Genomic DNA, 13,003 nt, shown 5'->3' with positions numbered 1-13,003 from the left:
GATATGCAGAAAACAAATGCAGTACCAGTGACTATATTATGTATAGCACCCATACTCATCTTATTTACAGTTATATTTTCTATTTTGTATGGGGCGAAGAGTATTGATGCTGAAATAGTGTGGAACGCATTATTTCATTTTGATTCAAGCGATGTAAATCATAATATTATTATTACTTCACGTTTACCAAGGGTAGTTGCAGCTCTTTTAGTTGGAGCATTTCTAGCCATATCAGGAGCACTTATGCAGGGGATGACAAGAAACTATCTTGCATCCCCTTCTATTATGGGTGTGACGGATGGGGCAGCCTTTGTTATTACACTTTGCATGATTTTTCTTCCAGGAATGTCATCAATTGGTATGGTTTTATGTTCAATGATTGGTTCTGCACTAGGAGCCGGTATCGTGTTTGGTTTTGGTTCGCTCCTTCAAAATGGCTTATCACCAGTTAGGTTAGCGATTATCGGAACAGTTATTGGAACATTTTTAAGTAGTGTATCTGCTGCAATGGCTTCATATTTCCAAATTTCTCAAAATGTTAGTTTTTGGTTTAATGCAAAGTTAGACCAAGTGGACCCTAATATCATTAAAATCACGATACCGTTTGGGATAATTGGAATAGTTTTAGCGCTGTTAATATCAAAATCTATTACTATTCTTTCTTTAGGAGAAGAAGTTTCTATTAATCTAGGACAGCGTACAAAACTAGTTAAAGCAATGGCTATTTTATCGGTTATTTTCTTAACAGGAACGGCAGTTGCTTTAGTGGGGAAAGTTGGTTTTGTAGGTTTAATTATTCCTCACATTACTCGCTTTATAATTGGGGTAGATTATAAGTGGATTTTGCCATGTGCAGGCGTTATTGGTGGAGTTTTCTTAGCGTTATGTGATGTTTTAAGTAGATTTGTAAACTATCCATTTGAAACACCAATTGGAGTCGTTACCTCCTTAATTGGAATTCCTTTCTTCCTTTATTTAATCCGTACAAGAGGAGGAGAGAGACATGCTTAAAAGTTCGAGTCAGCGCTTTGGAATGACAATGGGGATTATTATATTTTTAATACTATGTGCAATTTATATTAGTTTAACGAATGGTACGTTTGATATTACGATTACGGATGTATTTAAAACACTTTTTAGAATTGATCCAGTACCAGAACATGATTTAGTTATTTTTGAGTTTCGTCTTCCTCGTATCGTAATTGCTGGGTTAGTAGGATTAGGCCTAGGCGTTGCAGGTGCTGTTATTCAAGGGATTACGAGGAATGGATTGGCAGACCCAGGTATTTTAGGAGTGAATGCTGGGGCCGGCACAGCCATCGTTATTTTTATGTTTTTCTTTCAAGGGCAATTAAAGAGCACAGACTGGATGTCTATTATGATGATGCCAATGTTTGGTTTAGTCGGCGGATTAGGTGCAGCTATCATCATTTATCTGTTTTCATGGAAAAACGGTAAGCTAGACTCACAACGTCTTTTATTAACAGGGATTGCAATTGGATCAGGATTTGGAGCATTTTCTATGTACTTATCACTCAAAATGAAGTCAACTGATTTCGAAATGGCTGCAGTTTGGGTGTCAGGAAGCATATATAGCGCAAACTGGAAGTATATTGTTGCTATGTTGCCGTGGCTTATCATATTAATTCCGCTTATACAAAAAAAAGCTTATTTATTAGATTTATTTCAATTGGAAGAAACGAGTATTACAAGTTTAGGTGTTTCGGTAGAAAGAGAGAAATCTATTTTACTACTAAGTAGTATCGGACTTGTCAGTGCATGTGTTGCAGTTTCAGGAAGTATTGGTTTCATTGGTTTAATGGCACCGCATATAGCGAAAAGACTTGTTGGTATTCAACATAAGCATATCATTCCTATGTGTGGAGTAATCGGAATGTTCCTTGTAATAGCTTCAGACTTTATTGCAAAAACAGTTTTCACCCCTGTAGAGTTACCTGTTGGGATCGTTATTTCTATTGTCGGTGTACCGTATTTCTTATATTTACTTTATAAGGCGAAAGCGTAAGAGGAGGAATAAAAGTGAGTATTTTAAGTGCAAAAAATTTAGAAACGAGTTATGAAAAGCTTACAGTGTTTCGCGATTTAAATGTGGAAATACAAGAAGGAAAAGTAACGACAATTATAGGGCCAAACGGGTGCGGTAAATCAACACTGTTAAAAACAATGGGAAGAATTTTAAAGCAAAAGAGCGGTAAAGTATATTTGCAAGGACAGGATTTAAATACGATTCCAACGAAAGAAATTGCGAAGCAGTTAGCTTTACTCCCGCAAACTCCAATTGCACCAGGAGAACTTAAAGTGGAAGAATTAATTTCTTATGGACGCTATCCACATCGAAATAATGTAAATAAGTTAACTTCAAAAGATAAAGAGATGATTGACTGGGCATTAGATATAACGAAAACTTCTGAATTTCGAACGAGACAAATTGCCAATTTATCAGGTGGTCAAAGGCAAAAGGTATGGCTAGCGATGGCTTTAGCACAAGAGACAGAAGTGTTACTACTAGATGAACCAACTACATATCTCGATATGTCTCATCAATTAGATGTATTACAAATTGTGGAGAAGTTAAATAAAGAACATAATTGTACAGTTGTAATGGTACTACATGATATTAACCATGCAGCAAGGTTTTCAGATGAAATTATTGCGATGAAGGAAGGGGAAATCGTTACAACTGGTATCCCAGAAGAAATCATTACAAATGAAGTGTTAAAAGAAGTATTTCATATTGATGCGCGTGTCATGATTGATCCGTATAATGGATCTCCTGTTTGCTTTGGATACGATAGTGTTGTCTCTCAAGAAGAGAAAGTAGAAATATATGTAACGAGTTAAGAGGGAGGGATATAAGATGAATACTACTATTGAAAAACAGCAGATTATAACAACTAATACAGAACAGTGGAAAATGTATTCGAAATTAGAAGGTAAGGAATATCAAATTCATATTTCAAAGCCGAGGCGACCAGCGCCAGAGTCAGGCTATCCTGTTATATACGTATTAGATGGCAATGCTTTTTTTCAAACATTCCATGAAGCGGTTAAAATACAATCAGTTAGAGCAGAAAAAACAGGTGTTTCACCAGCAATTATAGTAGGTATTGGTTATCCAATTGAAGGGGCATTTTCAGGTGAAGAAAGATGTTATGATTTTACACCTAGCGTAATTTCAAAAGATGCGCCTTTAAAACCAGATGGCAAACCGTGGCCTAAAACAGGAGGAGCACATAACTTCTTTACTTTTATAGAAGAAGAACTGAAGCCTCAAATCGAAAATGATTTTGAGATTGATAAAGGAAAGCAAACGTTATTTGGGCATTCGTTAGGTGGTTTATTTGCTTTACATATACTATTTACAAACGTAAATGCCTTTCAAAATTATTTTATTAGTAGTCCATCTATTTGGTGGAATAACCAGTCTGTACTTGAAAAAGAAGTGAATCTTATAAGTGAATTAAATAGTGCCAAGTTTGAAACGGGAGTGTTCCTTACAGTTGGGTCATTAGAGCGAGAGCATATGGTTGTAGATGCAAATGAATTATCAAAGCGCCTTCTCCAAGTAAAACACGATCAGTTTAGATTTACGTTTTATGAAGCTGAAGGGGAAAATCATGCGTCAGTTGTGCCGACTTCTTTAAGTAAAGGGTTAAGGTTTATTAGTCACCTATAGAAGAGGGAAAAGGTAAGCAATTGCTTACCTTTTTTCATTATTGTTTAAAGGCAACGTATCCATCAATTAAAAAGCTACTGAAAAAGCGAGTGATGTGAGTAAAGCCACATTCCTTCATGATAGTTAGTAGATTTGTTTCGGAAATAGGAAATATTTCTGTTTCAAAAGAATTTTCAAATCGATCCCAATCTTTTAATGGAATTTGATTTTGCATCATATGGTTGCGCCAAGCATTTAATTGTGCAGAAAACATACTTGTATGGGGTATACCATTTATTGAAGAGAGAAAGAGTGGAGCACCAGGCTTTAAGCGGCTACTAATTTCATTAAGTAACTCTTTTTTCTCCTTCATAGTTGGGATGAAGTGAAGAACAAGCATACAAGTAGCAGCGTCAAATAATGGATTGGTTATTCGTGCGAGCAGGCTAGAAGGTTACAGTAGTTGTCATACAGGATATAGGGTTTTGTTCGAAAGTGCACGGCCAGAAGAAGTTTTTCCTCTTCTTGCAGATTCTTATAGTTTGTCTCAAAGAGAGAAAGAAGTGGTAATAGGAATTGTTAGAGGGATGTCAACGAAAGAAGTGGCAAAAGAATTGTGTATTTCTACGTATACAGTTCAGGATCATTTTAAGTCAATTTTTGAAAAGGTCGGAGTATGCAGTAGAAACGAACTTATATGGGAGCTCTTTACAAAGTTTTGTTTTTCTCAGGACGAATACTAAAAGAAAAACGGTTTGATTTATTCGGTATTAACAATCGGAAAGCTCATAAGATGGATAGCTATGGGTTAATAATCAGTGGGATTTTTAGTATAAACGAGAAACATTCAAATAAACATTTGAATGTTTCTCGTTTATAAGGTATACTACATACATAATCAAATATGTATTTGAATAAGAGGTGTTACATATGAAGGAAGAACATTGCGAACTTTGTTATCATGATGAGAAGAAAGTAAAACATGCAAGTGACATGCTTGAGAAAGAAAATATAAGTAGTGTAGCGAAAATGTTTAAGGCGCTTGCAGATGAAACACGTTTGAAAATTGCTTATGCGTTGTATACGGAAAAAGAGCTTTGCGTGCGTGATGTCGCAAGTATTATTCATAGTAGTATTGCAACAGCTTCACATCACTTAAGACTATTACAAACGATAGGATTGGCGAAAAAGCGTAAAGAGGGGAAACTTGTTTTTTATTCATTAGATGACTCCCACGTAAATGGATTAATTAAATTAGCGTTTAGTCACAGTAGTGAAATGAAGCATAAAGATCTTGATATGTAATTATGCATTTTCATAAAGATACTTCTTTATGAAAATGCAACTTTAAAAAGAGAGGAGATAGTAAGTATGGTAAAGCTAGTTTTAATACGACACGGACAAAGTGAATGGAATGTTGAAAATAGGTTTACAGGTTGGACGGATGTTGATTTATCTAGTAAAGGTTTGGAAGAAGCAAGAGAAGCCGGAGTAATGCTGAAAGCTAATGGTTTCTCATTTGATATCGCATATACATCTGTTTTGCGAAGAGCGATGCGTACTTTATGGATTACTCTCGAAGAAATGGATTTGATGTGGATACCTGTTCATAAAACATGGAAATTAAATGAGCGACATTACGGTGCGCTTCAAGGATTAAATAAGGAAGAAACAGCGAGAAAATATGGGGATGAACAAGTAACCTTATGGAGACGTTCAACAAATGTACGCCCACCAGCACTTACAAAAGATGACGAAAGATATGAAGCAGCACATCCGAAATATAGAGATGTAAAAGAGTATGAGTTTCCTCTTACAGAAGATCTAGAAGATACAGAAAAACGAGTTGTTTCATATTGGAATGAAGAGATAGCTCCTAATGTAAAAGTAGGTAAACAAGTAATTATAGCAGCCCATGGCAATACAATACGTGCTTTAGTAAAACATTTAGATCAAATTTCAGATGAAGATATAGAAGATGTAAACATTCCAACAGGAACACCATTGGTTTATGAATTGGATAAAGATTTAAAACCGATAGGCCATTATTATTTAAATAGGGAAATTTGTATAAAATAAAGACTTTAATATACCCTACCTATGTATTGTATAACTGTAACGGAGGTGAGTTAAATTGCTACATTATACGGTTGTAAATAAAAAGAATTGTGAGGCATGTGGACTATGTATTTCTATAGCACCTGATATATATCAATTAGACGGAAGAGGAAAATCATTTGGTGTATTAGATAACAACCAAGGAATAATGGGTATTCCAAAAACTTTCTTGCAAGCAATGTTGGCGGCAAGTGACGGCTGTCCAACAAGTTCGATTCAGATAAGAAAAGAGCCATTTGTAAATAAAGTGAAAATTTAATAGTGGAATTATGAAAGACAAAACAAAATTAAAAGGAGGCATTTATATGGGACATCATCACGGTCACCAACATCATGGGCATGCTCACGGGCATTCCCATGGACATCATCATTTTGAGGAGAGTAGGAAAGGAAATAGAAAAGGATTAATTACAGCTTTAGTCATTACAGCAACTATTATGTTCCTTGAATTTTTCGGGGGACTAGTTACAAATAGTTTAGCTTTATTATCAGATTCAGGACATATGTTAAGTGATACAAGTTCATTGTTATTAAGTTTAATTGCTATTGGATTAGCAGCTAGAACAGTTACTTCTACAAAAACATATGGATATTATCGTTTTGAAATTTTAGCAGCACTAATTAATGGTATTACGTTATTTGTTGTAGCAGGGCTTATCGTATGGGAAGCAATTGGTCGTTTTTTTGAACCACCAACTGTAGCAAGTGGTCCAATGATGTTAATCGCATCAATTGGTTTACTAGCAAATTTAATTAGTGCATGGGCACTTATGAGACAAGGTGACGTGAAAAATAACGTGAATTTACGCAGCGCTTATTTACATGTTCTTGGTGATGCTTTAGGGTCAGTGGGAGCATTAGTGGCTGGTGTACTTATGTCATTATTTTCATGGTATATTGCAGATCCAATTATTTCAGTAGTTGTAGCTTTATTAATTTTAAAGAGCGCGTGGGGCGTAACAAAACATTCCATTCATATACTTATGGAGGGTACACCAGTTGCAATTGAACTAGAGAAAGTGAAGCAAGCGATTAAAGGAGTAGAAGGTGTCCGTAATTTACATGATCTTCATATTTGGACAATTACATCAGGATTAGATGCATTAAGTGTCCATGTAATGATTGATAAAAAGCAAGATGATCAAGAAGTACTTCAAAATATTATCGATATGTTAAAGCAAGAGTTCCATATTGAACATGCTACCATTCAAATTGAAACACTTAACATTAAACATAATGAAATGATTGTCTAGTCAAATGCAAACGAAAGGCTATGGGGAAATTCTCCATAGCCTTTTGTTTGTTCAAGTAGAATTGTCCTTTTTGAAAGTTTTGTTTCAACTTTTCGTCTAAAGAGACAAAAAGTTGTCACAATTCGGTCACAATTAGCATAAACATAAAATAGACGAAATGAACTTATTTCCAAAAAGCTTGATTCATTCCATTCATGATTAGTAGAGCTGAAAAAGCATGGATTAAAAGTTCACTATATTCTCAAGGAGGTAGATCGTATGAAAACTATTCTTGCTATCGCTGGGCTTATTTGGGTTTTATCACATGGCATTCCAATTTATGAAGGAGAACAAATTCGCAGTGCTCTAAATAAAAATTTTAATGAATATCATATCATTGATCGGCAAGATAATGTTGTGACAGTTCGTGTAAATGACTGTTTTCATACGGTAACCGTTGAAGGAACTTCAGTAGTGAATGATACAAAAGTATGTGATCAGCAGTAATTATATATAGGAAGAAAAAGGTCTCAATTTATACGTGTATAAATTGAGACCTTTGTATTTTTGGATGAATAATAAGTGGGGATGGAGAATCTCCACTTATTATTGTTTTTTGGAAAAAGGAAAGGGTATTATGAAAATTGAGACTGAGAAGCTAATAAATTGTTAAGAATAAGCATAGAGCGGAAATATACTCATATGGGGTATCATACATAGATAATTAGTGCTATAATTGGTGTACTCGTAAAAGCAATTGTTTTATTGGATGAAGAGAAACTTTAAGAAGGTGATAATATGGATCATAAAGATCATGAAGCAGTAACACATAGATCAGAAAAAGAAAAAGAACAAATTATAAATAGATTAAAGAGAATTGAAGGACAAGTTCGCGGTATTCAAAATATGATTGAAAATGATCGTTATTGCGTGGATATTTTAGTGCAAATTTCAGCGATTAATGCAGCGATGAAAAAAGTAGGAATGGGTGTATTAAAAAATCATACAAGTCATTGCGTTTCAGGTGCTATTAAAGATGGTAATGGTGACGAAGCAATTGAAGAATTAATGACAGTATTTGAACGTTTTTCAAAAGCGTAAAAACAAGCTAGTATGTGACTGGCTTGTTTTTTTGTTTACTTTTATATAGGATTTCGAGGTATTCGTGTGAAAAAGTGTGTGTAAAATAAACTTTTAGAAAATAATTGAAAAATCATGATACAAAACCATTGATTACCTTAGGGGGGTATGGTAAGATGTAGTTGTGATTAACAAACAATGAAGAAACAAGAGGAGGATTTTAAATGGAACAGTTAACATTACAAGTTGAAGGTATGTCTTGTGGACATTGTGTAAATTCAATTGAAAGCAGCGTGAAAGAACTAAACGGTGTTGAACAAGTGAAAGTTCAATTAGCAGAAGGAACTGTTGAAGTTACGATCGATTCATCAGTTGTAACGTTAAAAGATATCGTTGCTGTAATTGAAGATCAAGGATACGATGTTCAATAATTATTTTTAGATATGGAAATAAATCGTACTTTAAAGGAAGTACGATTTATTTTGTTAATAATTATACCTTAGGAGGGTATATAGAGGTGAGAGACATGAATGAACAAAAAGAGGCCAATCTTCAAATATCAGGAATGACATGTGCGGCATGTGCGAATAGAATTGAAAAAGGTCTGAAAAAAGTAGAAGGTGTTCATGATGCAAATGTAAATTTTGCACTTGAAAAAACAAAAATAATGTATGATCCCCAAAAAACAAATCCGCAACAATTTAAGCAAAAAGTTGAATCGTTAGGGTATGGAATTGTCAGTGATAAAGCTGAGTTTACTGTTTCAGGGATGACATGCGCAGCATGTGCCAATAGAGTAGAAAAGCGTTTAAATAAGTTAGAAGGTGTGAACGGAGCGACAGTGAATTTTACTTTAGAATCAGCTACAGTAGATTTTAATCCTGATGAAATTAATGTAAATGAAATGAAGAGTGCAATTACGAAATTAGGATATAAATTAGAAGTGAAATCAGATGAGCAAAATGGATCAACTGATCATCGCTTACAAGAAATTGAGCGACAAAAGAAGAAATTTATCATTTCGTTTATTTTATCATTTCCGTTATTGTGGGCAATGGTAAGTCATTTCTCATTTACATCGTTTATTTATTTACCTGATATGCTTATGAACCCTTGGGTGCAGCTAGCTCTTGCAACTCCAGTTCAGTTTAGCATTGGTGGGCAGTTTTATGTTGGGGCTTATAAAGCGTTACGTAATAAGAGCGCTAATATGGATGTTCTCGTGGCACTTGGAACGTCTGCAGCGTATTTCTACAGTGTGTATTTAAGTATTAGGTCAATTGGTTCTTCGGAACATATGACAGACTTGTATTTTGAAACGAGTGCAGTACTTATTACATTAATTATTTTAGGTAAATTATTTGAGGCGAAAGCAAAAGGACGCTCGTCAGAAGCAATTAAAAAATTAATGGGGTTACAAGCGAAAACCGCTACTGTTGTACGAGATGGAACAGAAATAAAAATTTTAATCGAAGAAGTGATAGCTGGTGATATCGTTTATGTGAAACCAGGGGAAAAGATCCCGGTAGATGGGGAAATTGTAGAAGGAAAGTCAGCAATAGATGAATCGATGTTGACAGGCGAAAGTATTCCGGTTGATAAAACAATTGGGGATGGAGTAATCGGTTCTACAATAAATAAAAATGGCTTTTTAAAAGTGAAAGCAACTAAGGTAGGAAGAGATACTGCATTAGCTCAAATTATTAAAGTAGTAGAAGAGGCTCAAGGTTCAAAAGCTCCTATTCAAAGGGTAGCAGATCAAATTTCAGGTATTTTCGTACCGGTTGTAGTTGTGATTGCTATTATCACATTTGCAGTGTGGATGCTATTTGTTACACCTGGTGATTTTGGTGGAGCACTTGAGAAAATGATAGCCGTACTTGTTATCGCTTGTCCGTGTGCATTAGGTCTTGCAACGCCTACGTCTATTATGGCGGGATCAGGAAGATCGGCTGAGTATGGCATTTTATTTAAGGGCGGGGAGCATTTAGAAGCAACGCACCGATTAGATACAGTTATTCTAGATAAAACAGGTACTGTGACAAACGGGAAGCCGGTGTTAACAGATGTAATTGTAGCAGATGGATTCCGCGAAGAAGAAATACTACGTTTAGTAGGTGCGGCAGAAAAAAATTCTGAACACCCACTTGCAGAAGCAATTGTAGAAGGAATTAAAGAAAAGAAAATTGATATCCCAAGTTCAGAAACGTTTGAAGCAATTCCAGGATTCGGTATCGAATCAGTTGTAGAAGGGAAACAATTATTAATTGGTACACGTCGATTAATGAAGAAATTCGATATTGATATTGAAGAAGTTTCTAAATCGATGGAAGCGCTAGAACGAGAAGGAAAAACAGCGATGCTTATTGCGATCAATAAAGAATATGCTGGTATAGTTGCCGTTGCAGATACTGTAAAAGATACTTCAAAAGCAGCTATCGCAAGACTCAAGAAAATGGGTCTAGACGTTGTTATGATTACAGGAGATAATACACAAACTGCTCAGGAAATTGCTAAGCAAGTTGGAATTGATCATGTAATTGCAGAGGTATTACCAGAAGGAAAAGCAGAAGAAGTGAAAAAACTGCAAGCGCAAGGTAAGAAAGTAGCGATGGTTGGAGATGGAATAAATGATGCTCCTGCTCTTGCTACGGCAGATATCGGTATGGCAATTGGAACAGGAACGGATGTAGCGATGGAAGCGGCAGACATTACGTTAATCCGTGGTGATTTAAATAGTATTGCTGATGCAATCTTTATGAGCAAGATGACGATAAGAAATATTAAGCAAAATTTATTCTGGGCACTAGCTTATAATGGGTTAGGAATCCCGATTGCAGCGTTCGGTTTCTTAGCACCTTGGGTTGCTGGAGCTGCGATGGCATTTAGTTCAGTATCCGTTGTATTAAATGCATTACGACTACAAAGAGTGCAATTAAAAAAATAAAAATCTATAGAGTAATTGCATATGCTTTTAAACAAAAAACAATACTTTGAAAGAAGTATTGTTTTTTGTTTATATAGAAAGAAAAAAGATATAATAAAGCAGAAATATTGAATACTAGATGGTAGAAAAGTTAAATGATAGTTTCGTAAGGAGGTAATAACAGTAAATAAGAATCTATAAAAAACTATAAAAATTTACAATTACAGGTTTTATATTTTACAGAATTCAACCTATAATATTTTCAGGTGATGAAAAGGGGGAAAAGGATGAAAACAACACGTACTTGTAAAATCAATTCTATTACAAAAGAACAAACGGAAGATTTAATTACTTTGATCCGTACGTTCGAAAGTGCAAAACGATATAGTTTTAATCGTTTGATTGAGGGCGAAAACGAGAAAGAATTGATAAAAAAACTACAACCTAAATATTTGTTAAATAAACGTTTTTGTGAAGATGCGATTTTACAAGCGCAAATGATCCTTTTCTCTCAAAAAGAACTTCTTCCTGTTTACCTAGAAAACAATCAAAAAAAGTTAGAAAAGACGTTACAAAAAATAGATGATTATGAACGCGGCAAAAAAAGACCTAAACAAGTTTCATTAGAAACTTGTTTAATTGGTTTAAGAAAACGAAAACAAAAATTAGAACAAAAAATTGAAACATATGCAAAACATATTAAAAATAAAACATTACCTCCTATTATTTTTGGTGGGCGGAAAAATTTCTATGAAAGAATGAAAAACAAGATATCCAATCAAGAATGGAAAGATTTGCGGACACGACAATTATATTCTCGTGGAGATAAAAGCAAAAAAGGGAATTTGAACATGCGCATTACAGTTGATGACTGCGGGCAAGGATGGTTAGAAATTGCAAATCCATTAGGACGAACAAATGGAAAAACAAAAAGCCCCCGAATCAAAGTTCCGATTATCATTCCATATCATTTTTATCATCAAATCACAAATGTCGTTATGGGAAAGCAAATCGGTGGAAATCCAAAAGGAAAACCGATTATAGAGCATCAAAAATATAGTGTAGAAATCATTCGTAAACAAAATGAATTTTATGTAAACATTACGTTTGATGAAACAGAAATAGGGCGTGTACTAGATTTCAAGGAGACACCACAATCAGATGTAATTGCAGGAATTGATGTAAATCCGGACCGCATTGCAGTTAGTTTATGTACAAAACAAGGTAATTTTAAAGGTTCAAAAATTTTTTATCTACACAATCTGAATGCGTTTTCAACAAACAAACGCGCAACGATAATTGGACAAATCGTACAACAAATTAAAACATGGTTATTGGAAAACAATGTAGGTGGAATTGTTTTAGAAGATTTAAAGTTTCATCAATCGCATGATACTGATAAATACAGTAATCGTAATTTCCATCAATTTACGTATAAAAAGATGTTGAACAGTTTAATTCGTATGTCTCTTCGTAACGGATTTTCTGTTAAAACAGTAAACCCCGCTTATACAAGTGTGATTGGAAAATTAAAATACAGTAAAAATTTCGGTATTAGCATTCATGAAGCAGCCGCCTTCACGATCGCAAGACGTGGATTAGAATTGCAAGAACAATTACCACAAGAGATTATATTATTATTAAAAAACCAAATTACAACAAAACTGCGTATTCTTGTTGCTTCCATGGAAGAAAGTAAAAAGAATACGAAAAAAGTATATAAAAAATGGTTACAAACAATTCAAACGTGGAAAGAATATCACAATTGGAAATTGTGGAGCATTCTACACAAAACTGTTTATATGAGCAATCAACAATTCGTATTTAAAATTTAAATGAGAAGGGGGGTACTGGTTTATTTCTTATAACCTCTTGCATACTACTGACTTGGATGAATGGTAGTATGCAAGGACAGATCGTTCCTAACAGGAACCTGCCGTCATTCTTTCACAATAGGTGGATGAAAAGGTC

General features: G+C 34.6%; 13 protein-coding genes and 2 pseudogenes. 14 read left to right on the top strand and 1 reads right to left on the bottom strand.

The genetic code is table 11. From position 1 onward, the window contains the following. Positions 1-3: 3 nt before the first annotated feature. The 4 genes from ACLBWW_RS00160 to ACLBWW_RS00145 are packed head-to-tail and all read left to right on the top strand — an operon-like array spanning position 4 to position 3,697. A complete protein-coding gene (locus ACLBWW_RS00160; RefSeq protein WP_447613882.1) occupies positions 4-1,011 on the top strand; it encodes a FecCD family ABC transporter permease in 1,008 nt (335 codons plus the stop codon). Next, positions 1,004-2,026 (top strand): FecCD family ABC transporter permease, encoded by a 1,023-nt coding sequence (locus tag ACLBWW_RS00155; protein WP_447613881.1) that lies wholly within the window; start codon positions 1,004-1,006, stop codon positions 2,024-2,026. The genes ACLBWW_RS00160 and ACLBWW_RS00155 overlap by 8 nt, the downstream gene beginning before the upstream one ends. Before the next feature lie 14 nt (positions 2,027-2,040). Next, positions 2,041-2,862 (top strand): ABC transporter ATP-binding protein, encoded by an 822-nt coding sequence (locus tag ACLBWW_RS00150; RefSeq protein ID WP_048545874.1) that lies wholly within the window; start codon positions 2,041-2,043, stop codon positions 2,860-2,862. A 16-nt stretch (positions 2,863-2,878) separates the two neighbouring features. Next, the gene (locus ACLBWW_RS00145; protein ID WP_098079153.1) at positions 2,879-3,697 is read left to right on the top strand and encodes an alpha/beta hydrolase; all 819 of its coding nucleotides are present in this window, start codon (positions 2,879-2,881) and stop codon (positions 3,695-3,697) included. Between the two features lie 37 nt (positions 3,698-3,734). Here the strand turns inward: ACLBWW_RS00145 and ACLBWW_RS00140 are convergent. Continuing rightward, positions 3,735-4,109: pseudogene (locus ACLBWW_RS00140) on the bottom strand (class I SAM-dependent methyltransferase); the annotation flags it as partial. On the opposite strand from ACLBWW_RS00140, the pseudogene ACLBWW_RS00135 reads away from it, so the two are divergent. The 10 genes and pseudogenes from ACLBWW_RS00135 to ACLBWW_RS00090 all read left to right on the top strand — a co-directional run. Further along, positions 4,102-4,419 (top strand): annotated as a pseudogene (locus ACLBWW_RS00135) (helix-turn-helix transcriptional regulator); the annotation flags it as partial. The pseudogenes ACLBWW_RS00140 and ACLBWW_RS00135 sit on opposite strands and share 8 nt — an antisense overlap. 187 nt (positions 4,420-4,606) lie before the next feature. Then, a complete protein-coding gene (locus ACLBWW_RS00130) occupies positions 4,607-4,981 on the top strand; it encodes an ArsR/SmtB family transcription factor (RefSeq protein WP_447613880.1) in 375 nt (124 codons plus the stop codon). Positions 4,982-5,047: 66 nt separating this feature from the next. Continuing rightward, the gene (gene gpmA, locus ACLBWW_RS00125; RefSeq protein ID WP_447613879.1) at positions 5,048-5,755 is read left to right on the top strand and encodes a 2,3-diphosphoglycerate-dependent phosphoglycerate mutase; all 708 of its coding nucleotides are present in this window, start codon (positions 5,048-5,050) and stop codon (positions 5,753-5,755) included. A gap of 55 nt (positions 5,756-5,810) precedes the next feature. Continuing rightward, positions 5,811-6,053, top strand: coding sequence for a ferredoxin (locus ACLBWW_RS00120; RefSeq protein ID WP_071721448.1), 243 nt, complete (start codon positions 5,811-5,813; stop codon positions 6,051-6,053). A 46-nt stretch (positions 6,054-6,099) separates the two neighbouring features. Next, on the top strand, positions 6,100-7,047 hold the full coding sequence (locus tag ACLBWW_RS00115; protein WP_327815157.1) for a cation diffusion facilitator family transporter: 948 nt from the start codon (positions 6,100-6,102) through the stop codon (positions 7,045-7,047). Between the two features lie 258 nt (positions 7,048-7,305). After that, positions 7,306-7,533 carry a hypothetical protein gene (locus tag ACLBWW_RS00110; RefSeq protein ID WP_000849103.1) on the top strand — a complete coding sequence of 76 codons (228 nt, stop codon included), beginning with the start codon at positions 7,306-7,308 and terminating at the stop codon, positions 7,531-7,533. A 291-nt stretch (positions 7,534-7,824) separates the two neighbouring features. Continuing rightward, entirely contained in the window at positions 7,825-8,127 is a 303-nt protein-coding gene (locus ACLBWW_RS00105) for a metal-sensing transcriptional repressor (RefSeq protein ID WP_000349635.1), read from the top strand. 203 nt (positions 8,128-8,330) lie between these two features. Beyond that, entirely contained in the window at positions 8,331-8,537 is a 207-nt protein-coding gene (gene copZ / locus ACLBWW_RS00100; protein ID WP_000436980.1) for a copper chaperone CopZ, read from the top strand. 95 nt (positions 8,538-8,632) lie between these two features. Further along, positions 8,633-11,053: a heavy metal translocating P-type ATPase gene (locus tag ACLBWW_RS00095; protein ID WP_447613934.1), complete on the top strand. Its 2,421-nt coding sequence runs from the start codon at positions 8,633-8,635 to the stop codon at positions 11,051-11,053. Between the two features lie 266 nt (positions 11,054-11,319). Then, entirely contained in the window at positions 11,320-12,867 is a 1,548-nt protein-coding gene (locus ACLBWW_RS00090) for an IS200/IS605 family accessory protein TnpB-related protein (RefSeq protein ID WP_141538797.1), read from the top strand. Positions 12,868-13,003: the final 136 nt, after the last annotated feature.

This window comes from Bacillus sp. M5A3_1b, from assembly GCF_053345335.1.
The sequence above is the reverse complement of the archived record's forward strand: the minus strand, read 5'-3'. Positions and strand labels throughout refer to the sequence as shown.